The organism is Streptomyces swartbergensis (genome assembly GCF_002148965.1).
GTDB lineage: Bacteria > Actinomycetota > Actinomycetes > Streptomycetales > Streptomycetaceae > Streptomyces > Streptomyces swartbergensis.
This window is the reverse complement of record NZ_NGFN01000061.1, coordinates 1-22,679: the sequence shown is the minus strand read 5'-3', so window position 1 is coordinate 22,679 and position 22,679 is coordinate 1. Positions and strand designations below refer to the sequence as shown.

At 66.9% G+C, this 22,679-nt stretch carries 32 protein-coding genes; all 32 read left to right on the top strand.

Annotation, left to right across the window (positions count from 1 at the left end; all coding sequences use genetic code 11):
• Positions 1–252: 252 nt before the first annotated feature.
• The gene (locus CA983_RS12875) at positions 253–471 is read left to right on the top strand and encodes a hypothetical protein (RefSeq protein ID WP_086601021.1); all 219 of its coding nucleotides are present in this window, start codon (positions 253–255) and stop codon (positions 469–471) included.
• 696 nt (positions 472–1,167) lie between these two features.
• A complete protein-coding gene (locus tag CA983_RS12870) occupies positions 1,168–5,718 on the top strand; it encodes a DUF6531 domain-containing protein (protein WP_244206842.1) in 4,551 nt (1,516 codons plus the stop codon).
• Complete coding sequence (locus tag CA983_RS12865; protein ID WP_086601019.1) at positions 5,719–6,693, top strand: SUKH-3 domain-containing protein; 975 nt, start codon at positions 5,719–5,721, stop codon at positions 6,691–6,693.
• A gap of 440 nt (positions 6,694–7,133) precedes the next feature.
• Positions 7,134–7,442, top strand: coding sequence for a 30S ribosomal protein S10 (gene rpsJ, locus CA983_RS12860; RefSeq protein ID WP_003948644.1), 309 nt, complete (start codon positions 7,134–7,136; stop codon positions 7,440–7,442).
• Positions 7,443–7,459: 17 nt separating this feature from the next.
• On the top strand, positions 7,460–8,104 hold the full coding sequence (gene rplC, locus CA983_RS12855; RefSeq protein ID WP_086601018.1) for a 50S ribosomal protein L3: 645 nt from the start codon (positions 7,460–7,462) through the stop codon (positions 8,102–8,104).
• Between the two features lie 4 nt (positions 8,105–8,108).
• Positions 8,109–8,765, top strand: a complete 657-nt coding sequence (rplD, locus tag CA983_RS12850) for a 50S ribosomal protein L4 (RefSeq protein WP_086601017.1) — start codon at positions 8,109–8,111, stop codon at positions 8,763–8,765.
• A complete protein-coding gene (gene rplW / locus CA983_RS12845) occupies positions 8,765–9,184 on the top strand; it encodes a 50S ribosomal protein L23 (protein WP_086601016.1) in 420 nt (139 codons plus the stop codon). The genes rplD and rplW overlap by 1 nt, the downstream gene beginning before the upstream one ends.
• Positions 9,185–9,222: 38 nt before the next feature.
• Entirely contained in the window at positions 9,223–10,059 is an 837-nt protein-coding gene (gene rplB, locus CA983_RS12840) for a 50S ribosomal protein L2 (protein ID WP_086601015.1), read from the top strand.
• A 12-nt stretch (positions 10,060–10,071) separates the two neighbouring features.
• Positions 10,072–10,353 (top strand): 30S ribosomal protein S19, encoded by a 282-nt coding sequence (rpsS, locus tag CA983_RS12835; RefSeq protein ID WP_003992359.1) that lies wholly within the window; start codon positions 10,072–10,074, stop codon positions 10,351–10,353.
• Between the two features lie 42 nt (positions 10,354–10,395).
• Entirely contained in the window at positions 10,396–10,743 is a 348-nt protein-coding gene (gene rplV / locus CA983_RS12830) for a 50S ribosomal protein L22 (protein WP_010036727.1), read from the top strand.
• The gene (gene rpsC, locus CA983_RS12825; RefSeq protein ID WP_086601014.1) at positions 10,743–11,582 is read left to right on the top strand and encodes a 30S ribosomal protein S3; all 840 of its coding nucleotides are present in this window, start codon (positions 10,743–10,745) and stop codon (positions 11,580–11,582) included. Before rplV ends, rpsC begins: the two co-directional genes overlap by 1 nt.
• 5 nt (positions 11,583–11,587) lie before the next feature.
• Complete coding sequence (gene rplP / locus CA983_RS12820) at positions 11,588–12,007, top strand: 50S ribosomal protein L16 (protein ID WP_086601013.1); 420 nt, start codon at positions 11,588–11,590, stop codon at positions 12,005–12,007.
• Positions 12,007–12,231 carry a 50S ribosomal protein L29 gene (gene rpmC / locus CA983_RS12815; protein WP_010036720.1) on the top strand — a complete coding sequence of 75 codons (225 nt, stop codon included), beginning with the start codon at positions 12,007–12,009 and terminating at the stop codon, positions 12,229–12,231. Before rplP ends, rpmC begins: the two co-directional genes overlap by 1 nt.
• The gene (gene rpsQ / locus CA983_RS12810) at positions 12,231–12,518 is read left to right on the top strand and encodes a 30S ribosomal protein S17 (RefSeq protein ID WP_086601012.1); all 288 of its coding nucleotides are present in this window, start codon (positions 12,231–12,233) and stop codon (positions 12,516–12,518) included. Before rpmC ends, rpsQ begins: the two co-directional genes overlap by 1 nt.
• Positions 12,519–12,702: 184 nt before the next feature.
• Positions 12,703–13,071, top strand: a complete 369-nt coding sequence (rplN, locus tag CA983_RS12805) for a 50S ribosomal protein L14 (protein WP_003998823.1) — start codon at positions 12,703–12,705, stop codon at positions 13,069–13,071.
• Between the two features lie 2 nt (positions 13,072–13,073).
• On the top strand, positions 13,074–13,397 hold the full coding sequence (gene rplX / locus CA983_RS12800) for a 50S ribosomal protein L24 (protein WP_010036713.1): 324 nt from the start codon (positions 13,074–13,076) through the stop codon (positions 13,395–13,397).
• Positions 13,397–13,954 carry a 50S ribosomal protein L5 gene (rplE, locus tag CA983_RS12795; RefSeq protein WP_010036711.1) on the top strand — a complete coding sequence of 186 codons (558 nt, stop codon included), beginning with the start codon at positions 13,397–13,399 and terminating at the stop codon, positions 13,952–13,954. The genes rplX and rplE overlap by 1 nt, the downstream gene beginning before the upstream one ends.
• A gap of 5 nt (positions 13,955–13,959) precedes the next feature.
• Positions 13,960–14,145 (top strand): type Z 30S ribosomal protein S14, encoded by a 186-nt coding sequence (locus tag CA983_RS12790; protein ID WP_003948630.1) that lies wholly within the window; start codon positions 13,960–13,962, stop codon positions 14,143–14,145.
• Between the two features lie 213 nt (positions 14,146–14,358).
• Positions 14,359–14,757, top strand: a complete 399-nt coding sequence (gene rpsH / locus CA983_RS12780; RefSeq protein WP_086601011.1) for a 30S ribosomal protein S8 — start codon at positions 14,359–14,361, stop codon at positions 14,755–14,757.
• A gap of 23 nt (positions 14,758–14,780) precedes the next feature.
• A complete protein-coding gene (rplF, locus tag CA983_RS12775; RefSeq protein WP_059424839.1) occupies positions 14,781–15,320 on the top strand; it encodes a 50S ribosomal protein L6 in 540 nt (179 codons plus the stop codon).
• Positions 15,321–15,323: 3 nt separating this feature from the next.
• Positions 15,324–15,707, top strand: coding sequence for a 50S ribosomal protein L18 (rplR, locus tag CA983_RS12770; protein WP_007494754.1), 384 nt, complete (start codon positions 15,324–15,326; stop codon positions 15,705–15,707).
• A 67-nt stretch (positions 15,708–15,774) separates the two neighbouring features.
• On the top strand, positions 15,775–16,383 hold the full coding sequence (gene rpsE, locus CA983_RS12765; RefSeq protein ID WP_030671799.1) for a 30S ribosomal protein S5: 609 nt from the start codon (positions 15,775–15,777) through the stop codon (positions 16,381–16,383).
• Positions 16,383–16,565, top strand: a complete 183-nt coding sequence (gene rpmD / locus CA983_RS12760; RefSeq protein WP_005481207.1) for a 50S ribosomal protein L30 — start codon at positions 16,383–16,385, stop codon at positions 16,563–16,565. Before rpsE ends, rpmD begins: the two co-directional genes overlap by 1 nt.
• A gap of 2 nt (positions 16,566–16,567) precedes the next feature.
• Positions 16,568–17,023 carry a 50S ribosomal protein L15 gene (gene rplO, locus CA983_RS12755; RefSeq protein WP_086560685.1) on the top strand — a complete coding sequence of 152 codons (456 nt, stop codon included), beginning with the start codon at positions 16,568–16,570 and terminating at the stop codon, positions 17,021–17,023.
• A gap of 235 nt (positions 17,024–17,258) precedes the next feature.
• Positions 17,259–18,572, top strand: coding sequence for a preprotein translocase subunit SecY (secY, locus tag CA983_RS12750; protein ID WP_086601010.1), 1,314 nt, complete (start codon positions 17,259–17,261; stop codon positions 18,570–18,572).
• A complete protein-coding gene (locus CA983_RS12745) occupies positions 18,572–19,234 on the top strand; it encodes an adenylate kinase (RefSeq protein WP_086601009.1) in 663 nt (220 codons plus the stop codon). The genes secY and CA983_RS12745 overlap by 1 nt, the downstream gene beginning before the upstream one ends.
• Before the next feature lie 132 nt (positions 19,235–19,366).
• Positions 19,367–20,203 (top strand): type I methionyl aminopeptidase, encoded by an 837-nt coding sequence (gene map, locus CA983_RS12740; RefSeq protein WP_086601008.1) that lies wholly within the window; start codon positions 19,367–19,369, stop codon positions 20,201–20,203.
• A gap of 232 nt (positions 20,204–20,435) precedes the next feature.
• Positions 20,436–20,657: a translation initiation factor IF-1 gene (gene infA / locus CA983_RS12735; RefSeq protein WP_003948620.1), complete on the top strand. Its 222-nt coding sequence runs from the start codon at positions 20,436–20,438 to the stop codon at positions 20,655–20,657.
• 56 nt (positions 20,658–20,713) lie between these two features.
• Entirely contained in the window at positions 20,714–20,827 is a 114-nt protein-coding gene (gene rpmJ / locus CA983_RS12730) for a 50S ribosomal protein L36 (protein WP_003998809.1), read from the top strand.
• 183 nt (positions 20,828–21,010) lie between these two features.
• A complete protein-coding gene (rpsM, locus tag CA983_RS12725; RefSeq protein ID WP_004984507.1) occupies positions 21,011–21,391 on the top strand; it encodes a 30S ribosomal protein S13 in 381 nt (126 codons plus the stop codon).
• Positions 21,392–21,457: 66 nt separating this feature from the next.
• Entirely contained in the window at positions 21,458–21,862 is a 405-nt protein-coding gene (gene rpsK, locus CA983_RS12720) for a 30S ribosomal protein S11 (RefSeq protein WP_003956432.1), read from the top strand.
• Between the two features lie 149 nt (positions 21,863–22,011).
• On the top strand, positions 22,012–22,679 hold a 668-nt coding region (locus CA983_RS12715), incomplete at its 3' end, for a DNA-directed RNA polymerase subunit alpha (RefSeq protein WP_086601007.1).

Below are 22,679 nucleotides of genomic sequence, written 5' to 3'. Positions count from 1 at the left end.
TGATTCACGACGGGCTCACCGGTCAGGCCGTGGAAGCGGTTCTCGGCGCATCGGGCTGGGAAGGCGAGCGCAGGAATCCGGCAAAGGAATGGGCGACCACCTGGAGGCGTGACGACGCCAGCGCCTGGATCCAGGGCGACGGGCCCGTGGAGGTGGAGTTCACCCTCTGGTTTCGCGAGGTCGCTGACGAGTGGCCCGACCCGGACACGTACCTGGACGACTTGTACGACGCCGCTGTCGCCGAACTCCCGGGTGGTCTCCCAGCTCCAGTCCGGGGTGCTCGCCACTCGCCTGGAGGTGTCCGACGAGGACCTGACGGGCGGGGCGGATTTCCTCGACCACACCGCCTGGAGGGTCTCGGGCAAGGTCGTCCTGGCAGGGGTCAAGCACGACGACACGGAAGCACCGGTGCAACTCGTCGTCGCCCTGCGCGAAGACGGACGGACGACTGGGCGTTCGGGCGGTGATTGAGTGAGCGCTGATGAGGCAGACACGTGGCTGGTCCCCGTGGACCGATGAAGTGCTGTGCCGCGCGGGCTGGCGGCCCGGCCGCTCGGTGCCGACGGACACTGGGAGCGAGTCCTGCGTGAGCGTGGGTCTTTCGTGGTCCATGATGCCGCGCGTCGGTTCCTCTCCGAGCTCGGCGGTCTGGTGATGTACGACTGGCCAGCCGCCTGGTGGTGGTGCAGGGGCCCGGTCTTTCCCCAGGACGCCTGGGCGCGTTGTGGCGGCGGCTCCACACCGTGGGACCGGTCCGGACGCTGGGCTGCGCTGGTCCGAGGAGACGGACCGGGTGCTGCGGGCGGGCGGCTGGTTCCCGGGCCGGTCGGTTCCCACGGAGACCTGGGAGAGCATCCTTCTTGAGACCGGCGAGTTCGAGATCCATGACGCGGCTCTGCGGCGGCGGGTCTCTGGGACCGTGCGGAACAGGCTGGAGTGCTGGTGGGTGCGGCCCGTGGGCGTCGCCGGGGGATGCGCGGCGGCCCGCGCAGGCACCGTTTGTGATGTGGTTTCCGTCGAATGCTTGTCCCCTGTAAGTTCACGTGTGCATACGGTTGTTGACGTTGATGCGCGCGTGACGGGGGTTGCGGTATGGCGGGGCACAGGCCTGCGGACTGGCATGTCCTGGACTTGGACAAGGATCCGACTCCTGGTGATCCGCAGCGGGTGCGCACGCTTGCGAAGCAGTTGCACGACTTCGCCGACGATGTCTCCGAGGCGCTGCGCTTGGTCAAGGGCATGGCGGGGGAGGGCACGCTCCTTGAGTGGGCGGGCAAGTCCGCGGACGTCTTCAAGGAGGACTTCGCCGACGTCCCGAAGAACCTCAAGAAGCTGAAGAAGTCCTACGAGATGTGCGGCGACGCGCTCGCCGACTTCTGGCCGAAGCTGGAGCGCGCCCAGTCACTCGCCGACAAGGCGCTGGTCAAGGGCCGTGAGGCGCGGGACAACCTCTCCTCCGCCCAGTCCCGTCTCACCTCGGCCGACTCCTGGGTCACGCGGGCGGGCAAGGAGGCGGACAAGTACAAGGACGACCCGACCGGCAGGAAGTCGGACGCGGACAAGCCGGACGAGGCGAAGGTGCGTGCCGCGACGCGGGATGTGCAGCACGCCAAGTCGGCGCAGACCAAGGCGCAGTCGGACGTGTCCGATGCCCAAGACGCCCTGGCTGCCGCGAAGAAGATGGCCGAGGACGCGCGCAAGATGCGTGAGGAGGCCGCGCGGGAGGCGAAGTCGAAGATCGACGAGGCCTCGGACGCGGGCATTCAGAACCGGTCGTGGTGGGAGGAGGTCGGCGACTGGTTCACGGACAACTGGGACAGCATCGTCGCGGTGTGCAAGGTCGTCGTGACCGTCCTCGGGATCGTCGCGATGATCATCGGTGGGCCGATCCTGGGCGCGATCGTGCTGATCGCCGCGGCGGTCGTCCTCGCGGACACCCTCTACAAATACTCCAAAGGCCAAGCCTCCCTATGGGACGTGGGGTTCGCCGCCCTGGACTGCATACCGGGCATGAAGGGGCTCACGACGCTCGGCGGATTGGCCAAGGGCATGAAGACCTTGGGCAAGGGCGGCCTCAAGGCCATGGCCAAGGGCCTCGGGAAGAACGGTCTTCGCCGGGAGGCCGACGATGCTGTGGCCAAGGCCAAGCCGGGCAAGGGGCGGTGCCTGAACGGCGATCCGATCGACATGGTCTCGGGCGAGATGTACATGACCGAGATCGACGTCGATCTGCCTGGATTGCTCCCCCTGGTCCTGCGGCGTACCCATCTGTCGACCTATCGGGCTGGGCGGTTCTTCGGCTCGTCCTGGGCCTCAACACTCGATGAACGTCTGGAACTGGACGACCAGGGCGCTGCCTATGCCGCTGAGGACGGCATGATCCTCCTCTACCCGGTGCCCGAGGCCGGTGCTTCGGTGATGCCATGGGAAGGCCCGCGTTGGCCGATGCTCTGGGACGGGGGGCCCGGGGCGCCGGTGAGCATCACGGATCCGCTCACCGGGGTCACGCGTCACTTCGCCGCCCCACAGTGGCCCGCTCCGATCGACAAGGCGTTCTCCCTCCTCCTTGTCGCTCTGACAGACCGCAACGGCTACCGCATCGACATCGACCGCAGCGCCGACGGAACCCCCGTCGCCGTGCGCGACTCGGGCGGCCGACACATCCACGTGGACACCGAGAACGGGCGCGTCACCGCTTTGCGACTGCGCGACCCGGAGGCCGGCCCACAGGGCACGCTGCTCAGGCGCTTCGACTACGGCCCCGACGGCGACCTCACCGAGATCCGTGACTCCAGCGGTCTTCCCCTGAAGCTCACGTACGACGACCGCTCACGCATCACCTCCTGGACTGATCGCAACGGCTACTGGTACCGCTTCACTTACGACGACCAGGACCGCTGCGTCGGCGGCGAGGGCACCGACGGCCTCCTGCGGTGCACTGTCGCCTACGACACCGACGGCCGCGAGACCCGCTACACCGACGCGCTCGGCCACACCACGAGCTACCGCTGGAACGATCTCTACCAGCTCGTCGCCGAGACCGACCCCCTCGGTCACACCATCCATTACGAGTGGGACCGCTACGACCGGTTGCTGGCCAGGACCGACGCCCGCGGCCGGACCACCCGCTACGCCTACGACGAACTGGGTGCGCCGACCGCAGTGATCCGGCCCGACGGCCACCGGGAGGCCGCCGCGAACAACGCGTGGGGGCAGCCCGTCGAGGTGGTACAGGCCGACGGACACGTCTGGCGGTTGGAATACGACGATCGCGGCAACCTGGTCGCTGAAACCGATCCCACAGGGGCCCGTATCGGCTACCGGTACCGGCACGACGGCGCGCTCCTAACGGTCACCGACGCCGCCGGCGGTACTGCCTTCCTGGAGACCGACGCGGCAGGTCTGCCCGCCATGTCGACCGACGCCGAGGGCGGCACCACACGGTTCGTACGGGACGCTTTCGGCAGGGTTGTCGAGGAGACAGGGCCGGACGGGGCCGTCACTCGGCTGGCCTGGACACCGGAGGGGCGGCAGCTCCGACTTGACCTGCCCGACGGCACCACGGAGCGACGGGCGTACGACGGCGAGGGCAACCTCATCGAACACGTGGACCCCAGCGGGCGGGTGACCCGGTTCGAGTACGGTGCTTTCGGTCTTCTCCGTGCGCGTACGGACCCCGACGGCTCCCGCGTGGAGTTCTGTCATGACGGCCAGCTGCGCGTCACCTCGGTGACCAACCAGCAGCGAGCCGTGTGGCAGTACTTCTACGACGAGTCCGGGCGTCTCGTCCGGGAGCAGGACTTCGGTGGTCGCGTCCAGAGCTACCGGTTCGACGCTGCCGGCCGTCTCGTCGGGCAGACCAACGGCGCGGGCCAGTCGATCGACTACGTTCGCGACGACCTCGGCAAGGTCACGGAGCAGCGGACGCCCGAAGGCGTCACTCGCTACGAGTACGACGCCGTCGGCCACGTACGTCGTGTGCTCGGCCCCGAAACGGAGCTGAGCTACGAGCGCGACGCCCGCGGTCGCATACTGGCGGAGACCTGCAACGGAGCCACCGTACGCTCGGCCTACGACGTGCTGGGCAGGCGTGTGAAGCGCGTGACCCCGTCGAACGCCGAGAGCGTGTGGGAGTACGACGGGCGCGACCGCCCGGTGCTGCTGCGGACGGCCGACAGGACGGTCACGTTCGCCTATGACCAGGCAGGGCGGGAGATCGAGCGCCGCGCGGGCGGCATCGCGCTGAGCCAGACCTGGGATGCGGTCGGCAGGCTGAGCTCGCAGACCCTCACTGCGGCAGATCCGAGCGTCGGTCCGGCCCCGTCGGGCACTTCGCACCGCCTCCAACACCGCGCCTATCGCTACCGGCCCGACGGCACCGTCGCCGCGATCAGCGATCTGCTGCGGGGCGACCGATTCGTCGACACCGACGGGCAGGGACGCGTGTCGGGCGTGCGGGCGGCCAATTGGTCGGAGCGCTACGCATACGACATGGCGGGCAACATCGTCGAGGGCGAGTGGCAGACCGCGCAGCCCCCGCACCCCGCGCCGAGCGCCGAGCACCGACCGGTTCGCCGGTCCGGAGACATCAGTTACGAGTACGACGACCAGGGCCGGGTCGTCGTCAGGCGCAAGAAGCGGCTGTCCCGCAAGCCCGACATCTGGCGCTACAGCTGGGACAGCCAGGATCGCCTCGTCGCGGTGACCACGCCGGACGGCACGTCGTGGACCTACGCGTACGACCCGTTCGGCCGCCGCGTCGCCAAGAGGCGGCTCGGCCCGGACGGCCGGAGCGTGGTCGAGGAGACCACGTTCGTCTGGGACGGGTTCGTCCTGGCCGAACAGATCACCAGGGCGGTCGGCGCGGAGCCCCGGTGCACCGTGTGGGATTGGGAGCGGGACCGCTTCAGCCCCGTTACGCAGATCGAGCGTGTGCCGGCGTCGGACATGCCCCAGGAGTGGGTGGACGACAGGTTCTACTCCATCGTCACGGACCTGGTCGGAACCCCCACCGAGATGGTCGCGGAGCCGGGGGAAGTCGCCTGGCAGGCTCGGACCACGGTGTGGGGAGCGCCGCTCGATGTGCCTGGCCCGGACGGCGCGTACTGCCCGCTGCGCTTCCCTGGGCAGTACCACGACCCTGAGACGGCACTCCACTACAACTACCAGCGCCATTACGACCCTGAGACGGGCCGGTACGCGTCCCTGGATCCGCTCGGCCTCTCCCCTGGGCCGAATCCGCGCACGTACGTGGCCAACCCTTTCACTGCCGTCGACCCCTTCGGTCTGGCGCCCTCCTGTGAGGATGCAGCCCTCAAAGCCGCCGAGCGGCGGGCGGACATGGAGCAGCAGCGTCCGGGAGCGAGCAAGAAGACCAGGCCGACGAGCGCGGCCGGGCTGTCGGTGCCGGGACACAACACGCCTTTCGACGGCGCCAGCCTCAAGGGAGGAGGCAGCCACAATCTCCACCCTGATGTACAGGCTGCCTATGATCGGGTTCCGGACCACATCAAGGAGCAAGTCGGCGGCGCGCACTCGAAGTGCGGCGAGGCTGAGGCGCTGTCGGACGCCATGAGGGCGGGGGTCGACCCTCGTGGCGGAGTAATGGCGGCAGTGGAAGTACGCGCGCCGGGCAACCCCGCCCACGGCAAACCCAAGCCGGCTTGCCCCTCCTGTAGGGATGTTCTTGAACAACTAGGCGTTCGGACGGTGTTGTAAGTGAGTGACGGCCACACACGGGGCTGGTCCCCGCGGACCGATGAAGTACTGCGGCGCGCGGGCTGGCGGCCCGGCCGTTTGGTGCCGACGGACACCTGGGAGTCGATCCTGCGTGAGCGTGGGTCCTTTGTCGCCCACGACGCCGCGCGCCGGTTTCTCTCTGAATTCGGGGCTCTGGTGACGTACGGCTGGCCCGCCGACACGATCACCACGTCGTCGGCAATCCGTTTCGACCCCCTCAAGGCGGGTTGGGAGGACGAGCGGTTCGCGTGGGCAAGCCGGGAAGCGGGGGCGTCTCTCTACCCCGTTGGCACGGCCGACGAAGGTGCCGGCTTCCTCGGCATCACCGAGGACGGTGCGCTCCACCTCGTAAGGGACCGCGTGGAACTGCTGGCCGAGACCACCGACCGGGCGCTGGACCGCCTGGTCGAGGCGCAGGCGGCCCGGTCCGCCCTCTGGACGCCCGACGCACCGGCGGCCGAGCACGCATTCTGGCGTCGACTGCACACTGTGGAGACCGGCCGTGACGCCGGGCTGCGCTGGTCCGAGGAGACGGACCGGGTGCTGCGGGCGGGCGGCTGGTTCCCGGGCCGGTCGGTTCCCACGGAGACGTGGGAGCGCATCCTTCTTGAGACCGGCGAGTTCGAGATCCACGACGCGGCACGGCGCTTCCTGGCGGAGTTCGGAGCCGTGGGCGCTCCCTACCGCGAACCGTGGGACTCGATGCCGTGGATGGAGTTCTCGCTTGACCCGCTGCTCGCGATCTGGGACGCGGAGATCATCGAAGACCTCGCCGAGCGGGCGGGCGTCGATCTGTACCCCATCGGTATGCGTGACCGTGGAAACCAGCACTTGGCCATGGCGGAGGACGGATCGGTCTACGCCGGCATGGACGACGTCTGGCTCCTGGCGCCCACCGCGGACGAGGCAGTGCAGAAGCTCACCAGCAGGATCCGGCCGACGGCTTCCTATTGATCATGGGAGGCAGGAGCGTGCGGCCCCGGTTTGACCTACGTCACCCCCGGGGTATTCTCTCCGGCTCGATTGGCGTCCGGCATGCCCCGTATGGCAGACTGTCCGAGTTGCTCGGTCGAGTGTTGATGCTGCGCGCCTCCCGCCGGGAGGACCGGAAGCGAGTCCCACAGTACTCGTCGTCCTAACTGCCACACGGCAGCGCTGGGGCGGACGTACGGGAATCTTTCGGGAAGTGTCAGTGCGGCACTGGCCAGGCACCCGGTGGCCTTCTAGGTCCCGGTCTGCGGTTCCGGAAGGGCCGTGTGCATTCCCAGCAGGGATGTTCTTATAAGGGACATCTGTGTCAGTGGAAGAGCGACACGCCCGACCGCGTGGGTCGGACAGAAGGGCTGGAACGCCGGGTTCCAGAGCGTTACGAGAGACAGGACTACTGAGTAGCCATGGCGGGACAGAAGATCCGCATCCGGCTCAAGGCCTACGACCACGAGGTCATCGACAGCTCGGCGAAGAAGATCGTCGAGACGGTGACGCGTACTGGTGCGTCGGTCGCGGGCCCGGTGCCGCTGCCCACTGAGAAGAACGTGTACTGCGTCATCAAGTCGCCGCACAAGTACAAGGACTCGCGCGAGCACTTCGAGATGCGCACCCACAAGCGCCTGATCGACATCCTCGACCCGACCCCCAAGACCGTTGACTCTCTGATGCGACTCGACCTCCCGGCCGGTGTCGACATCGAGATCAAGCTCTGAGGCCGGTGATCTGAGAGATGGCTAAGCAGATCAAGGGCATCCTGGGCGAGAAGCTCGGTATGACGCAGGTGTGGGACGCGAACAACCGCGTCGTCCCGGTCACCGTCGTCAAGGCCGGGCCCAACGTCGTCACCCAGGTCCGTACGAACGATGTCGACGGCTACGAGTCCGTCCAGATCGCCTTCGGCGAGATCGACCCGCGCAAGGTGAACAAGCCCCTCAAGGGCCACTTCGCCAAGGCCGACGTCACTCCCCGTCGCCACCTCGTCGAGATCCGCACCGCGGACGCCTCCGAGTACACGCTGGGCCAGGAGATCACCGCTGAGGTGTTCGAGGCCGGAGTGAAGGTCGACGTGACCGGCAAGAGCAAGGGCAAGGGCTTCGCCGGTGTCATGAAGCGTCACAACTTCAAGGGCCTCGGCGCCGGACACGGCACCCAGCGCAAGCACCGCTCTCCCGGTTCCATCGGTGGCTGTGCCACCCCGGGCCGCGTGTTCAAGGGCCTCCGCATGGCGGGTCGCATGGGCAACGAGCGGGTCACCACCCAGAACCTGACCGTCCACGCCGTTGACGCGGAGAAGGGTCTGCTGCTCATCAAGGGCGCGGTTCCCGGTCCGAACGGCGGCCTCGTCCTGGTCCGCACCGCGGCCAAGGGGGCCTGAGGTAATGAGCACTGTTGACATCCTTTCGCCGGCGGGCGACAAGGCCGGTTCCGTCGAGCTCCCCGCGGAGATCTTCGACGTCGAGAAGGTCAGCATTCCGCTGATCCACCAGGTCGTCGTCGCACAGCTGGCCGCTGCCCGCCAGGGCACGCACAAGACCAAGACTCGTGGCGAGGTCCGCGGCGGTGGCAAGAAGCCGTACCGCCAGAAGGGCACCGGTCGCGCCCGTCAGGGTTCGACCCGCGCGCCGCAGTTCGCCGGTGGTGGCGTCGTGCACGGTCCCGTGCCGCGTGACTACTCGCAGCGGACGCCCAAGAAGATGAAGGCTGCCGCGCTGCGTCACGCCCTCACCGACCGGGCCCGCCACAACCGCATCCACGTCGTCTCCGGCGTCGTCGAGGGTGAGAACCCGTCGACGAAGGCCGCCAAGACGCTGTTCGGCAAGATCTCGGAGCGCAAGAACCTGCTCCTGGTCGTCGACCGCGCCGATGAGGCCGCGTGGCTGTCCGCCCGCAACCTGCCCCAGGTCCACATCCTGGAGCCGGGCCAGCTGAACACGTACGACGTTCTCGTCTCGGACGACGTGGTCTTCACCCAGGCCGCCTTCGAGTCCTTCGTGTCCGGCCCGAAGGCCAATGACACCGAAGGGAGCGAGGTCTGATGGCTATCCGTCACCCCGCTATTGCCTCGAAGGCCGCGAAGAAGGCCAAGGAGGCGCGCGTCAAGAAGGCGCGTCGCCACGCCACCGAGGGCAAGAACACCGTCGAGACCCCGCTGAGCAAGTCCTTCACGGACCCCCGTGACGTGCTGCTCAAGCCGGTCGTCTCGGAGAAGAGCTACGCGCTCCTCGACGAGGGCAAGTACACCTTCATCGTCGACCCGAGCGCCAACAAGACCCAGATCAAGCAGGCCGTCCAGTCGGTCTTCTCGGTCAAGGTCACCGGGGTCAACACGATCAACCGCCAGGGCAAGCGCAAGCGCACCAAGACCGGTTTCGGTCAGCGTGCCGGCTCCAAGCGCGCGATCGTGACCCTTGCCGAGGGCGACCGTATCGACATCTTCGGCGGTCCGACCGCGTAAGCGGGTCGGATCGTCCGATATCGGACGAGGACTGAGAAATGGGAATCCGCAAGTACAAGCCGACTACGCCGGGCCGTCGTGGCTCCAGCGTCGCCGACTTCGTCGAGGTCACGCGGTCCACGCCGGAGAAGTCGTTGGTCCGCCCCCTGCACAGCAAGGGTGGCCGTAACAACTCCGGTCGTGTGACCGTCCGCCACCAGGGTGGTGGCCACAAGCGCGCCTACCGCGTGATCGACTTCCGTCGTCACGACAAGGACGGCGTGCCGGCGAAGGTCGCGCACATCGAGTACGACCCCAACCGCACCGCGCGCATCGCGCTCCTGCACTACGCGGACGGCGAGAAGCGCTACATCCTCGCCCCGCGCAACCTGCAGCAGGGCGACACCGTGGAGAACGGTCCCGGGGCCGACATCAAGCCGGGCAACAACCTTGCCCTGCGCAACATCCCGGTCGGTACCACGCTGCACGCCATCGAGCTGCGTCCGGGCGGCGGCGCGAAGTTCGCCCGCTCCGCCGGCGCCTCCGTGCAGCTGCTCGCGAAGGAGGGCTCCATGGCCCACCTGCGCATGCCGTCCGGTGAGATCCGCCTGGTCGACGTCCGCTGCCGCGCCACCGTCGGCGAGGTCGGCAACGCCGAGCAGAGCAACATCAACTGGGGCAAGGCCGGCCGCAAGCGCTGGCTGGGCGTCCGCCCGACCGTGCGTGGTGTGGTCATGAACCCGGTTGACCACCCGCACGGTGGTGGTGAGGGCCGTACCTCCGGTGGTCGCCACCCGGTGTCCCCGTGGGGCAAGAAGGAAGGCCGTACTCGTTCGCCCAAGAAGGCGTCGAACAAGTACATCGTCCGCCGCCGCAAGACGAACAAGAAGCGCTAGGAGCGGGTTTAGATGCCGCGCAGTCTCAAGAAGGGGCCCTTCGTCGACGACCACCTGATCAAGAAGGTGGACGCCCAGAACGAAGCCGGCACCAAGAACGTCATCAAGACCTGGTCCCGTCGCTCCATGATCGTGCCGGCCATGCTCGGCCACACGCTCGCGGTGCACAACGGCAAGACCCACATTCCGGTGTTTGTCACCGAGTCGATGGTCGGCCACAAGCTCGGCGAGTTCTCGCCGACGCGCACCTTCCGGGGTCACGTCAAGGACGACCGGAAGTCGAAGCGCCGCTAAGCGCGGGGTGGAATGACCATGACAGACACTGGAAGGACAACCATGGAAGCCAGGGCCCAGGCGCGGTACATCCGCGTCACGCCCATGAAGGCCCGCCGAGTGGTGGACCTCATCCGTGGCCTGAACGCCACGGAGGCTCAGGCGGTCCTGCGTTTCGCCCCGCAGGCCGCGAGCGTGCCGGTCGGCAAGGTGCTGGACAGCGCCATCGCCAACGCCGCGCACAACTACGACCACACCGATGTCGACAGCCTCTACATCTCCGAGGCCTACGTCGACGAGGGCCCGACCCTGAAGCGGTTCCGTCCGCGTGCCCAGGGCCGTGCCTACCGGATCCGCAAGCGGACCAGCCACATCACCGTGGTCGTCAGCAGCAAGGAAGGAACCCGGTAATGGGCCAGAAGGTAAACCCGCACGGGTTCCGGCTCGGCGTTACGACCGACTTCAAGTCGCGCTGGTACGCCGACAAGCTGTACAAGGACTACGTCAAGGAAGACGTCGCCATCCGTCGGATGATGACGTCCGGCATGGAGCGCGCCGGCATCTCCAAGGTGGAGATCGAGCGCACCCGTGACCGCGTGCGTGTGGACATCCACACCGCTCGTCCGGGCATCGTCATCGGCCGCCGCGGCGCCGAGGCCGACCGCATCCGCGGTGACCTGGAGAAGCTGACCGGCAAGCAGGTCCAGCTGAACATCCTCGAGGTCAAGAACCCGGAGACGGACGCTCAGCTGGTGGCCCAGGCCGTCGCCGAGCAGCTGTCCTCCCGCGTCTCCTTCCGCCGTGCCATGCGCAAGAGCATGCAGTCGGCGATGAAGGCCGGCGCCAAGGGCATCAAGATCCAGTGCGGTGGCCGCCTCGGTGGCGCCGAGATGTCCCGCTCGGAGTTCTACCGCGAGGGCCGTGTGCCCCTGCACACGCTCCGCGCGAACGTGGACTACGGCTTCTTCGAGGCCAAGACGACCTTCGGCCGCATCGGTGTGAAGGTCTGGATCTACAAGGGCGACGTCAAGAACATCGCCGAGGTCCGCGCCGAGAACGCCGCTGCCCGTGCGGGTAACCGCCCGGCCCGCGGCGGCGCCGACCGCCCGGCCCGTGGTGGCCGCGGTGGCGAGCGTGGCGGGCGCGGTCGCAAGCCGCAGCAGGCTGCCGGCGCCGAGGCCCCCAAGACGGAGTCTCAGACGACCGCTGCCGCCACTGCTCCGGCTGAGAGCACCGGAACGGAGGCCTGACCGACATGCTGATCCCCCGTAGGGTCAAGCACCGCAAGCAGCACCACCCCAAGCGCAGTGGTATGGCCAAGGGTGGCACTGAGGTCGCGTTCGGCGAGTACGGCATCCAGGCGCTTACCCCGGCCTATGTGACGAACCGCCAGATCGAGGCCGCTCGTATCGCCATGACGCGTCACATCAAGCGTGGTGGCAAGGTCTGGATCAACATCTACCCGGACCGCCCCCTCACCAAGAAGCCGGCCGAGACCCGCATGGGTTCCGGTAAGGGCTCGCCGGAGTGGTGGGTGGCCAACGTCAAGCCCGGACGCGTGATGTTCGAGCTGTCGTACCCCAACGAGAAGATCGCGCGCGAGGCCCTGACCCGTGCGGCTCACAAGCTGCCGATGAAGTGCAAGATCGTCAAGCGCGAGGCAGGTGAAGCGTGATGTCGGCCGGTACCAAGGCGTCCGAGCTGCGCGAGCTGGGCAACGAGGAGCTCCTCAACAAGCTCCGCGAGGCCAAGGAAGAGCTGTTCAATCTCCGCTTCCAGGCGGCGACGGGTCAGCTCGAGAACCACGGTCGGCTCAAGGCCGTCCGCAAGGACATCGCGCGGATCTACACCCTGATGCGTGAGCGCGAGCTGGGCATCGAGACGGTGGAGAGCGCCTGATGAGCGAGAGCAACGTGACTGAAGAGACCAAGACGGACCGCGGTTTCCGCAAGACCCGTGAGGGTCTGGTCGTCAGCGACAAGATGGACAAGACCGTCGTCGTCGCCGTCGAGGACCGCGTCAAGCACGCGCTGTACGGCAAGGTCATCCGCCGTACGAACAAGGTCAAGGCGCACGACGAGCAGAACGCCGTCGGCGTTGGCGACCGGGTTCTCCTGATGGAGACCCGCCCGCTCTCGGCGACCAAGCGCTGGCGCGTCGTGGAGATCCTCGAGAAGGCGAAGTAACCAAGCGGGGGGTCACCCCCCGCTGACCCCCGCCGGGGGCGGCCGTACGGCCCCCGGCGCGGGTTTTCGCCCACAGAGGCTTAAGTAATTCCTTCGGGGGCTACCCCGCAGGACAGTTCCGCCAGGCTCGCAGGTCCGTCCCGAAAGGGCCCTGCGGGAACCGGCAGACAACCAGGAGATAGACGTGATCCAGCAGGAGTCGCGACTGCGTGTCGCCGACAACACGGGTGCGAAGGAGATCCTCTGCATCCGTGTGCTCGGCGGCTCCGGTCGCCGCTACGCGGGTATCGGTGACGTCATCGTCGCCACCGTCAAGGACGCGATCCCCGGTGGCAACGTGAAGAAGGGTGACGTCGTCAAGGCGGTCATCGTTCGCACCGTCAAGGAGCGCCGCCGTCCGGACGGCTCGTACATCCGCTTCGACGAGAACGCCGCCGTCATTCTGAAGAACGACGGCGACCCTCGTGGCACCCGTATCTTCGGCCCGGTGGGCCGTGAGCTGCGCGAGAAGAAGTTCATGAAGATCATCTCCCTCGCGCCGGAGGTGCTGTGAGCATGAAGATCAAGAAGGGCGACCTGGTCCAGGTCATCACCGGTAAGGACAAGGGCAAGCAGGGCAAGGTCATCGCGGCCTTCCCCCGCGAGGACCGCGTCCTGGTCGAGGGTGTCAACCGGGTCAAGAAGCACACCAAGGCCGGTCCGACGGCTCGCGGTTCGCAGGCCGGCGGCATCGTCACCACCGAGGCGCCGATCCACGTCTCCAACGTCCAGCTGGTCGTGGAGAAGGACGGCAAGAAGGTCGTGACCCGCGTCGGTTACCGCTTCGACGACGAAGGCAACAAGATCCGCGTTGCCAAGCGGACGGGTGAGGACATCTGATGACGACCACCACCACTCCGCGCCTGAAGCAGAAGTACCGTGAGGAGATCACGGGCAAGCTGCGTGACGAGTTCAAGTACGAGAACGTCATGCAGATCCCCGGTCTCGTCAAGATCGTGGTCAACATGGGTGTGGGCGACGCCGCCCGCGACTCCAAGCTGATCGAGGGCGCCATCCGCGACCTCACCACGATCACCGGTCAGAAGCCGGCCGTCACCAAGGCCCGCAAGTCCATCGCGCAGTTCAAGCTGCGTGAGGGCCAGCCGATCGGTGCCCACGTCACGCTCCGTGGCGACCGCATGTGGGAGTTCCTGGACCGCACCCTGTCGCTGGCGCTCCCGCGCATCCGCGACTTCCGCGGCCTGTCCCCCAAGCAGTTCGACGGCCGTGGCAACTACACCTTCGGTCTCACGGAGCAGGTCATGTTCCACGAGATCGACCAGGACAAGATCGACCGCGTCCGGGGTATGGACATCACCGTGGTCACCACGGCGACCAACGACGCTGAGGGCCGCGCGCTCCTTCGTCACCTCGGCTTCCCCTTCAAGGAGGCGTGAGCGAGATGGCGAAGAAGGCTCTGATTGCCAAGGCTGCTCGCAAGCCCAAGTTCGGTGTGCGTGGCTACACCCGCTGCCAGCGCTGCGGCCGACCGCACTCCGTATACCGCAAGTTCGGCCTGTGCCGCGTGTGCCTTCGTGAGATGGCTCACCGTGGCGAGCTGCCGGGCGTGACCAAGAGCTCCTGGTAATCCCCCCAATCAGGGATTAGCAGGGCTCTCGGTAAGCATCTGGGGCGGCAGGACGTCCAGCTCGCATGCCTTAGGCTTGTGGGGTTGGGCGTCTGCCGCCGCCCTTACGACTTACTACGCCGTAGGTCCACCGCGCCGCACCCGTCCCGTCTCGGATCGGGGAGAGGGATGGCGCACCAGGAAACCCCGGCGAGAGAGGCCGAAGGCCAATTCATGACCATGACTGATCCGATCGCAGACATGCTGACGCGTCTGCGGAACGCGAACTCGGCATACCACGACACCGTGGCGATGCCGCACTCGAAGATCAAGTCGCACATCGCGGAGATCCTCCAGCAGGAGGGCTTCATCACGGGCTGGAAGGTCGAGGACGCCGAGGTCGGCAAGAACCTCGTCCTGGAGCTGAAGTTCGGCCCCAACCGTGAGCGCTCCATCGCGGGCATCAAGCGGATCTCCAAGCCCGGTCTCCGGGTGTACGCGAAGTCCACCAACCTGCCGAAGGTTCTCGGCGGCCTGGGCGTGGCCATCATCTCCACGTCCCACGGTCTCCTGACCGACAAGCAGGCTCAGAAGAAGGGCGTGGGTGGGGAAGTCCTCGCCTACGTCTGGTAGTTCGGGAACGGAGGAGAGAGACAATGTCGCGTATCGGCAAGCTCCCCATCCCGGTTCCCGCCGGCGTGGACGTCACCATCGACGGCCGTACGGTCGCGGTCAAGGGCCCCAAGGGCGAACTGACCCACACCGTCATCGCGCCGATCGACATCGCCAAGGCCGAGGACGGCACCCTTCAGGTGCTGCGGCCCAACGACGAGCGGCAGAGCAAGGCCCTGCACGGCCTGTCCCGCACGCTGGTGGCGAACATGATCACCGGTGTGACCCAGGGATACGTCAAGAAGCTCGAAATCAGCGGTGTTGGTTACCGCGTCCAGGCCAAGGGCTCCAACCTGGAGTTCTCCCTGGGCTACAGCCACCCGATCCTGGTCGAGGCCCCCGAGGGCATCACCTTCAAGGTGGAGTCCCCGACCCGTTTCTCGGTCGAGGGCATCGACAAGCAGAAGGTCGGCGAGGTTGCGGCCAACATCCGCAAGCTGCGCAGGCCCGACCCGTACAAGGCCAAGGGCGTCAAGTACGAGGGCGAAGTCATCCGCCGCAAGGTCGGAAAGGCGGGTAAGTAAGCCATGGCATACGGACAGAAGATCCTCAAGGGCGACGCCTACAAGCGCGCCGCGATCAAGCGCCGCCACATCCGGATCCGTAAGCACATCAACGGTACGGCGGAGCGTCCGCGTCTGGTCGTTACCCGCTCGAACCGCCACATCGTGGCCCAGGTGATCGACGACATCAAGGGTCACACCCTTGCGTCGGCGTCCACCCTGGACACCTCGATCCGCGGTGGCGAGGGCGACAAGTCCGCGCAGGCCAAGCAGGTCGGCGCCCTGGTCGCCGAGCGTGCCAAGGCTGCCGGTGTCGAGGCCGTCGTATTCGACCGTGGTGGTAACCAGTACGCGGGGCGCATCGCCGCCCTGGCGGACGCCGCCCGCGAGGCCGGACTCAAGTTCTGAGTCGCCCGTCGCGTCAGCGACAAAGACGTTGGCGCGTAGCTAGCGGAGACAGAGAGAGGTAATTCCAATGGCTGGACCCCAGCGCCGCGGTGGCGGTGCCGGTGGCGGCGAGCGGCGGGACCGGAAGGGCCGTGACGGCGGCGCAGCTGCCGCCGAGAAGACCGCGTACGTTGAGCGCGTTGTCGCGATCAACCGCGTCGCCAAGGTTGTGAAGGGTGGTCGTCGCTTCAGCTTCACCGCGCTGGTCGTGGTGGGCGACGGTGACGGCACCGTGGGTGTCGGATACGGCAAGGCCAAGGAGGTGCCGGCCGCCATCGCCAAGGGCGTTGAAGAGGCCAAGAAGCACTTCTTCAAGGTCCCCCGGATCCAGGGCACCATCCCGCACCCGATCACGGGTGAGAAGGCTGCCGGCGTCGTTCTCCTCAAGCCGGCTTCGCCGGGTACCGGTGTTATCGCCGGTGGTCCCGTGCGTGCCGTCCTGGAGTGCGCCGGTATCCACGACGTGCTGTCGAAGTCGCTCGGCTCGTCGAACGCGATCAACATCGTGCACGCGACCGTGGAGGCCCTGAAGGGCCTGCAGCGTCCCGAGGAGATCGCGGCTCGCCGTGGTCTGCCGCTCGAGGACGTCGCTCCCGCGGCTCTGCTGCGTGCGCGTGCCGGGGCTGGTGCTGCGTAATGGCTCAGCTCAAGATCACGCAGACGAAGTCGTACATCGGCAGCAAGCAGAACCACCGTGACACCCTGCGCTCCCTTGGTCTCAAGGGGATCAACACGCAGGTCGTCAAGGAGGACCGCCCCGAGTTCCGCGGCATGGTGCACACCGTCCGCCACCTCGTGACGGTCGAGGAGGTCGACTGATCATGGCGGAGAACAACCCGCTCAAGATCCACAACCTCCGTCCCGCCCCGGGCGCCAAGACCGCCAAGACCCGTGTCGGTCGTGGTGAGGCGTCGAAGGGTAAGACGGCCGGTCGTGGTACCAAGGGCACCAAGGCCCGCTACCAGGTTCCGGAGCGCTTCGAGGGCGGGCAGATGCCCCTCCACATGCGTCTCCCGAAGCTCAAGGGCTTCAAGAACCCGTTCAAGACCGAGTACCAGGTCGTGAACCTCGACAAGCTGGCCTCGCTGTACCCCGAGGGTGGTGAGGTCACCGTCGAGTCGTTGGTGGCCAAGGGCGCTGTTCGCAAGAACAGCCTCGTCAAGGTCCTCGGCCAGGGCGAGATCTCCGTGGCGCTCCAGGTGACGGTCGACGCCGTCTCCGGTTCCGCCAAGGAGAAGATCACCGCCGCCGGCGGTTCCGTCACCGAGCTCGTCTGAACACCACAGGCGTCTCGATGACCTGAGCGATCCCGACCGGGGATACCCCAACAAATGGGGTATCCCCGGTTGGTCGTTCCTAGGGCGGCAGTCCCGCCGGTAAGGTGGCCTGTACTGCCCACTTTCACGGGGTGCTTCACGTCGGGCACTCTGAGCGGCAGTTGACCGTTACCTATTCGTCGAACCTCAAGACCGTCACCCTTGACGCAGTTGCGCGGGGGTCGCAGGAGGCACCGTGCTCACCGCGTTCGCCCGGGCGTTCAAGACGCCCGACCTGCGCAAGAAGCTGCTCTTCACGCTCGGCATCATCGTGATCTATCGGATCGGTACGCACGTACCGATCCCAGGCGTCGACTACCGGAACGTCCAGACCTGCATCGACAACGCACAGGCCAATCAGGGAATCTTCGGCCTGGTGAACATGTTCAGCGGCGGCGCGCTGCTGCAGATCACGATCTTTGCGCTCGGCATCATGCCGTACATCACGGCGAGCATCATCCTTCAGCTGCTGACCGTGGTGATCCCGCGCCTGGAAGCTCTCAAGAAGGAGGGGCAGGCCGGTACGGCGAAGATCACGCAGTACACCCGGTACCTGACCGTGGCGCTCGCCATCCTCCAGGGCACCGGCCTCGTCGCCACCGCCCGCAGCGGCGCCCTCTTCCAGGGCTGCCCGGTGGCCAGCCAGATCGTCCCCGACCAGTCGATCTTCGTCACCGTCACCATGGTCATCACCATGACTGCCGGTACGGCGACCGTGATGTGGCTCGGTGAGCTCATCACCGACCGCGGCATCGGCAACGGCATGTCCATCCTGATGTTCATCTCGATCGCCGCGACCTTCCCGGCAGGGCTGTGGGCCATCAAGTCGCAGGGCTCCCTGGCCGGCGGCTGGATCGAGTTCGGCATCGTGTGTGTCATTGGCCTGGTGATGATCGGCCTCGTCGTCTTCGTCGAGCAGGCCCAGCGGCGTATTCCGGTGCAGTACGCGAAGCGCATGATCGGCCGGAGGTCCTACGGCGGCACGTCGACGTACATTCCGCTGAAGGTCAACCAGGCGGGCATCATCCCTGTGATCTTTGCCTCGTCGCTGCTCTACATCCCGGCACTGATCGCGCAGTTCTCCGGTGGCAGCGCCGGCTGGAAGACCTGGATCGAACAGAACCTCGCGCAGCCGAGTGCTCCGGCGCACATCACCCTCTACTTCCTCCTGATCGTCTTCTTCGCCTTCTTCTACGTGGCCATCTCGTTCAACCCCGAGGAAGTCGCGGACAACATGAAGAAGTATGGTGGCTTCATCCCGGGTATCCGGGCTGGCCGACCGACCGCTGAGTACCTGTCGTACGTGCTCAACCGGATCACCTGGCCGGGTTCGCTGTATCTGGGGCTGATCGCTCTCGTCCCGACGATGGCGTTGGCTGGTTTCGAGGCAGATCAGAACTTCCCGTTTGGCGGGACCAGCATCCTGATCATCGTGGGTGTCGGCCTCGAAACGGTGAAGCAGATCGAGAGCCAGCTCCAGCAGCGCAATTACGAAGGGTTCCTCCGCTGATGCGTATCGTCCTCGTCGGGCCGCCGGGTGCCGGTAAGGGAACGCAGGCCGCGTTCCTCGCCAAGAACCTGTCGATCCCGCACATCTCCACGGGCGACCTGTTCCGGGCCAACATCAGCAAGCAGACGGAACTCGGCAAACTGGCGAAGTCCTACATGGACGCGGGCAACCTGGTGCCCGACGAGGTCACCATCGCGATGGCCAAGGACCGCATGGAGCAGCCGGACGCCGAGAACGGCTTCCTGCTGGACGGCTTCCCGCGGAACGTCTCGCAGGCCGAGGCGCTCGACGAGCTGCTCGAGACCGAGAGCATGCAGCTCGACGCGGTGCTGGACCTGGAGGTCCCCGAGGACGAGGTGGTCAAGCGGATCGCCGGCCGTCGCGTCTGCCGCAACGAGTCGGCGCACGTCTTCCACGTGACCTACAAGCCGCCGGCCAAGGAGGGCGTCTGCGACGTCTGCGGCGGCGAGCTCTACCAGCGCGACGACGACTCCGAGGAGACCGTCCGCAAGCGGCTGGAGGTCTACCACACGCAGACCGAGCCGATCATCGACTACTACAAGGCGCAGGGCCTGGTGGTCACGATCTCCGCGCTCGGCAAGGTGGAGGACGTCACGACGCGCGCCATGGAGGCGCTCAAGCGTGGCGAGGACGACAAGTAGTCGTTCGTGCACAGCCAACGGCCGCGGTTCCCCCTGGGGGAGCCGCGGCTGCTGTGTGGGCGGGGTCGTCGCGCGGCCCCGTATCGTTGAAGGCGTTCATGTCTCCGAAGGTCCAGAAAGGCCGTAGCCCCCATGGTGCAGATCAAGACCCCCGAGCAGATCGCCAAGATGCGTGAGGCGGGGCTGGTCGTGGCCGCCATCCACGCGGCGACGCGTGAGGCGGCCGTGCCCGGTGCCACGACCAGGGATCTGGACCAGGTCGCGCGCAAGGTGCTCGCCGAGCACAACGCCAAGCCGAACTTCCTCGGCTACGGCGGCTTCCCGGCGACGATCTGCACGTCCGTGAACGAGGTCGTCGTGCACGGCATCCCGTCCGACGACGTCGTCCTCAAGGACGGGGACGTCATCTCCATCGACTGCGGCGCGATCATCGACGGCTGGCACGGCGACGCGGCGTACACGGCCTTCGTGGGCTCCGGCCACGCCCCGGAGCTGGTCGAGCTCTCCCGGGTGACCGAGGAGTCGATGTGGGCCGGCATCGCGGCCATGAAGCAGGGCAACCGGCTGGTCGACGTCTCCCGGGCGATCGAGACGTACATCCGCCGCCAGCCCAAGCCCGGCGGCGGCCGCTACGGGATCATCGAGGACTACGGCGGTCACGGCATCGGCACCGAGATGCACATGGACCCGCACCTGCTGAACTACGTCGACCGCCGGCGCGGCAAGGGCCCGAAGCTGGTGCCGGGCTTCTGCCTCGCCATCGAGCCGATGGTGTCGCTGGGGACGCCGAAGACGGAGGTCCTGGAGGACGACTGGACGGTCGTCACCACGGACGGTACGTGGTCGTCGCACTGGGAGCACTCCGTCGCGCTGACGGAGGACGGGCCGCTGGTGCTGACGTCTCCCGACGGGGGCAAGGCGAAGCTGGCCGAGCTGGGGATCGTCGCCGCGCCTGATCCGCTGGCCTGAGCGCCTTCCGGGGAGGGCGGTCAGGATCGTCGGCGGCTGCGGCGGCGTAGGGGTTGTTCGCGCAGTTCCCCGCGCCCCTTCGGGGGCGCTTAAAGATCTCCCAGCAGGGGCAGACTCTCGATTCGTGTTTCCGAGAGCCCTGACGTAGACTGACTCGTCGGCTCTTGTGCATCCGCATGTCTGCATGCGCTCGCACTGAGTCGATCAAGGTAGTCGATTCGAAGGGCGAAGCGTGGCCAAGAAGCAAGGTGCCATCGAGATCGAGGGCACTGTCGTCGAGTCTCTTCCGAACGCCATGTTCAAGGTCGAGCTCCAGAACGGCCACCAGGTCCTGGCACACATCAGCGGCAAGATGCGCATGCACTACATCCGCATCCTCCCTGACGACCGGGTCGTGGTGGAGCTGTCTCCGTACGACCTGACGCGTGGCCGGATCGTCTACCGCTACAAGTAGATCTTGCCCGCGCCCCGGCTTCCGGGGTGGTGGCACTGACCCGGAGAACCTCACCCATGAAGGTCAAGCCGAGCGTCAAGAAGATCTGCGACAAGTGCAGGGTGATCCGCCGTCACGGCCGGGTCATGGTCATCTGCGAGAACCCGCGCCACAAGCAGCGCCAGGGCTGACGCACGACCGCACCTCTGCATCCGCAGAATTTCGCGCGACGCAAGCTGAATATGTTCATACGCAGGACCCGGGCCCTCGGGCCTGACACCCCCGGTCGGAGGCCGGGGACCCAGTTCGTACCTGGTACGGCGGCTGGGAGTCGGTTCTGTGGAAGACCTCCGTCAAGCAACTGGAGCCATTGAATGGCACGCGTTTCCGGTGTTGACATCCCGCGCGAAAAGCGCGTGGAGATCGCCCTCACCTATGTGTTCGGCATCGGCCGGACCCTCTCGCAGCAGACGCTGGCCGCCACCGGCGTCGACCCGAACACCCGCGTTCGCGACCTCTCCGAGGAGCAGCTCGTCGCGATCCGCGAGTACGTCGACAACAACATCAAGACCGAGGGTGACCTCCGTCGCGAGATCCAGGCCGACATCCGCCGCAAGGTCGAGATCGGTACCTACCAGGGTCTGCGTCACCGCCGCGGTCTGCCCGTCCGCGGTCAGCGCACCAGCACGAACGCGCGTACCCGCAAGGGCCCGCGTCGCGCCATCGCCGGCAAGAAGAAGCCGGGCAAGAAGTAGTCCGCAGCGGACACGCCGTCCAGCGGTCTTCGCTGTAGGACCGACCACCTCCCGTAGGAGTTATAGATGCCCCCCAAGGGTCGTCAGGGCGCTGCCAAGAAGGTGCGCCGCAAGGAAAAGAAGAACGTCGCTCACGGCCACGCGCACATCAAGAGCACGTTCAACAACACGATCGTCTCCATCACGGACCCGTCCGGCAACGTGATCTCCTGGGCCTCCGCCGGCCACGTCGGCTTCAAGGGCTCCCGGAAGTCCACGCCGTTCGCCGCGCAGATGGCCGCCGAGTCGGCTGCCCGCCGCGCCCAGGAGCACGGCATGCGCAAGGTCGACGTGTTCGTGAAGGGCCCGGGTTCCGGTCGTGAGACCGCGATCCGCTCCCTGCAGGCCACGGGCCTCGAGGTCGGCTCCATCCAGGACGTCACCCCGACCCCGCACAACGGTTGCCGTCCGCCGAAGCGCCGTCGCGTCTGACGTTCGCTTCACCGGCAGTGGTTTCGGGCGGTACGGCTCTCTTGGGCCGTATCGCCCGTACCCTTGCAGTACCCGTCCCTTTTCGTCGGGGACGGTTCAAGTCGGGCGTCATATAGCGGGCGCCCCCGACTGAAGGATCTGATCCACACATGCTGATCGCTCAGCGTCCCTCGTTGACCGAAGAGGTCGTCGACGAGTTCCGTTCCCGGTTCGTGATCGAGCCGCTGGAGCCGGGCTTCGGTTACACCCTCGGCAACTCCCTGCGCCGGACCCTCCTCTCCTCGATCCCGGGTGCGGCGGTCACGTCCATCCGCATCGACGGTGTCCTGCACGAGTTCACCACCGTGCCGGGCGTCAAGGAGGACGTCACCGACCTGATCCTCAACATCAAGCAGCTGGTCGTCTCCTCGGAGCACGACGAGCCGGTCGTGATGTACCTGCGCAAGCAGGGCCCGGGTCTGGTCACCGCCGCCGACATCGCGCCGCCGGCCGGTGTCGAGGTGCACAACCCCGACCTGGTCCTCGCCACGCTCAACGGCAAGGGCAAGCTGGAGATGGAGCTGACGGTCGAGCGTGGCCGCGGTTACGTCTCCGCCGTGCAGAACAAGCAGGTCGGCCAGGAGATCGGCCGGATCCCGGTCGACTCGATCTACTCGCCGGTGCTCAAGGTCACGTACAAGGTCGAGGCCACGCGTGTCGAGCAGCGCACCGACTTCGACAAGCTGATCGTCGACGTCGAGACCAAGCAGGCCATGCGTCCGCGTGACGCCATGGCGTCGGCCGGTAAGACCCTGGTCGAGCTGTTCGGTCTGGCCCG

What these genes read in the sequence shown, in the direction of transcription:
- rplE (WP_010036711.1), top strand. Translation starts at nt 13,397, where the DNA reads ATGACGACCACCACCACTCCGCGCCTGAAGCAGAAGTACCGTGAGGAG.
- rpsM (WP_004984507.1), top strand. Translation starts at nt 21,011, where the DNA reads ATGGCACGCGTTTCCGGTGTTGACATCCCGCGCGAAAAGCGCGTGGAG.
- rplX (WP_010036713.1), top strand. Translation starts at nt 13,074, where the DNA reads ATGAAGATCAAGAAGGGCGACCTGGTCCAGGTCATCACCGGTAAGGAC.
- rpmJ (WP_003998809.1), top strand. Translation starts at nt 20,714, where the DNA reads ATGAAGGTCAAGCCGAGCGTCAAGAAGATCTGCGACAAGTGCAGGGTG.
- CA983_RS12745 (WP_086601009.1), top strand. Translation starts at nt 18,572, where the DNA reads ATGCGTATCGTCCTCGTCGGGCCGCCGGGTGCCGGTAAGGGAACGCAG.
- rpsQ (WP_086601012.1), top strand. Translation starts at nt 12,231, where the DNA reads ATGAGCGAGAGCAACGTGACTGAAGAGACCAAGACGGACCGCGGTTTC.
- rpsJ (WP_003948644.1), top strand. Translation starts at nt 7,134, where the DNA reads ATGGCGGGACAGAAGATCCGCATCCGGCTCAAGGCCTACGACCACGAG.
- rpsS (WP_003992359.1), top strand. Translation starts at nt 10,072, where the DNA reads ATGCCGCGCAGTCTCAAGAAGGGGCCCTTCGTCGACGACCACCTGATC.
- rpmD (WP_005481207.1), top strand. Translation starts at nt 16,383, where the DNA reads ATGGCTCAGCTCAAGATCACGCAGACGAAGTCGTACATCGGCAGCAAG.
- rpsH (WP_086601011.1), top strand. Translation starts at nt 14,359, where the DNA reads ATGACCATGACTGATCCGATCGCAGACATGCTGACGCGTCTGCGGAAC.
- rpsE (WP_030671799.1), top strand. Translation starts at nt 15,775, where the DNA reads ATGGCTGGACCCCAGCGCCGCGGTGGCGGTGCCGGTGGCGGCGAGCGG.
- rplW (WP_086601016.1), top strand. Translation starts at nt 8,765, where the DNA reads ATGGCTATCCGTCACCCCGCTATTGCCTCGAAGGCCGCGAAGAAGGCC.
- rplC (WP_086601018.1), top strand. Translation starts at nt 7,460, where the DNA reads ATGGCTAAGCAGATCAAGGGCATCCTGGGCGAGAAGCTCGGTATGACG.
- rplO (WP_086560685.1), top strand. Translation starts at nt 16,568, where the DNA reads ATGGCGGAGAACAACCCGCTCAAGATCCACAACCTCCGTCCCGCCCCG.
- rplR (WP_007494754.1), top strand. Translation starts at nt 15,324, where the DNA reads ATGGCATACGGACAGAAGATCCTCAAGGGCGACGCCTACAAGCGCGCC.
- map (WP_086601008.1), top strand. Translation starts at nt 19,367, where the DNA reads ATGGTGCAGATCAAGACCCCCGAGCAGATCGCCAAGATGCGTGAGGCG.
- rplV (WP_010036727.1), top strand. Translation starts at nt 10,396, where the DNA reads ATGGAAGCCAGGGCCCAGGCGCGGTACATCCGCGTCACGCCCATGAAG.
- CA983_RS12790 (WP_003948630.1), top strand. Translation starts at nt 13,960, where the DNA reads ATGGCGAAGAAGGCTCTGATTGCCAAGGCTGCTCGCAAGCCCAAGTTC.
- rplF (WP_059424839.1), top strand. Translation starts at nt 14,781, where the DNA reads ATGTCGCGTATCGGCAAGCTCCCCATCCCGGTTCCCGCCGGCGTGGAC.
- rpsK (WP_003956432.1), top strand. Translation starts at nt 21,458, where the DNA reads ATGCCCCCCAAGGGTCGTCAGGGCGCTGCCAAGAAGGTGCGCCGCAAG.
- rpsC (WP_086601014.1), top strand. Translation starts at nt 10,743, where the DNA reads ATGGGCCAGAAGGTAAACCCGCACGGGTTCCGGCTCGGCGTTACGACC.
- rplB (WP_086601015.1), top strand. Translation starts at nt 9,223, where the DNA reads ATGGGAATCCGCAAGTACAAGCCGACTACGCCGGGCCGTCGTGGCTCC.
- rpmC (WP_010036720.1), top strand. Translation starts at nt 12,007, where the DNA reads ATGTCGGCCGGTACCAAGGCGTCCGAGCTGCGCGAGCTGGGCAACGAG.
- rplD (WP_086601017.1), top strand. Translation starts at nt 8,109, where the DNA reads ATGAGCACTGTTGACATCCTTTCGCCGGCGGGCGACAAGGCCGGTTCC.
- rplP (WP_086601013.1), top strand. Translation starts at nt 11,588, where the DNA reads ATGCTGATCCCCCGTAGGGTCAAGCACCGCAAGCAGCACCACCCCAAG.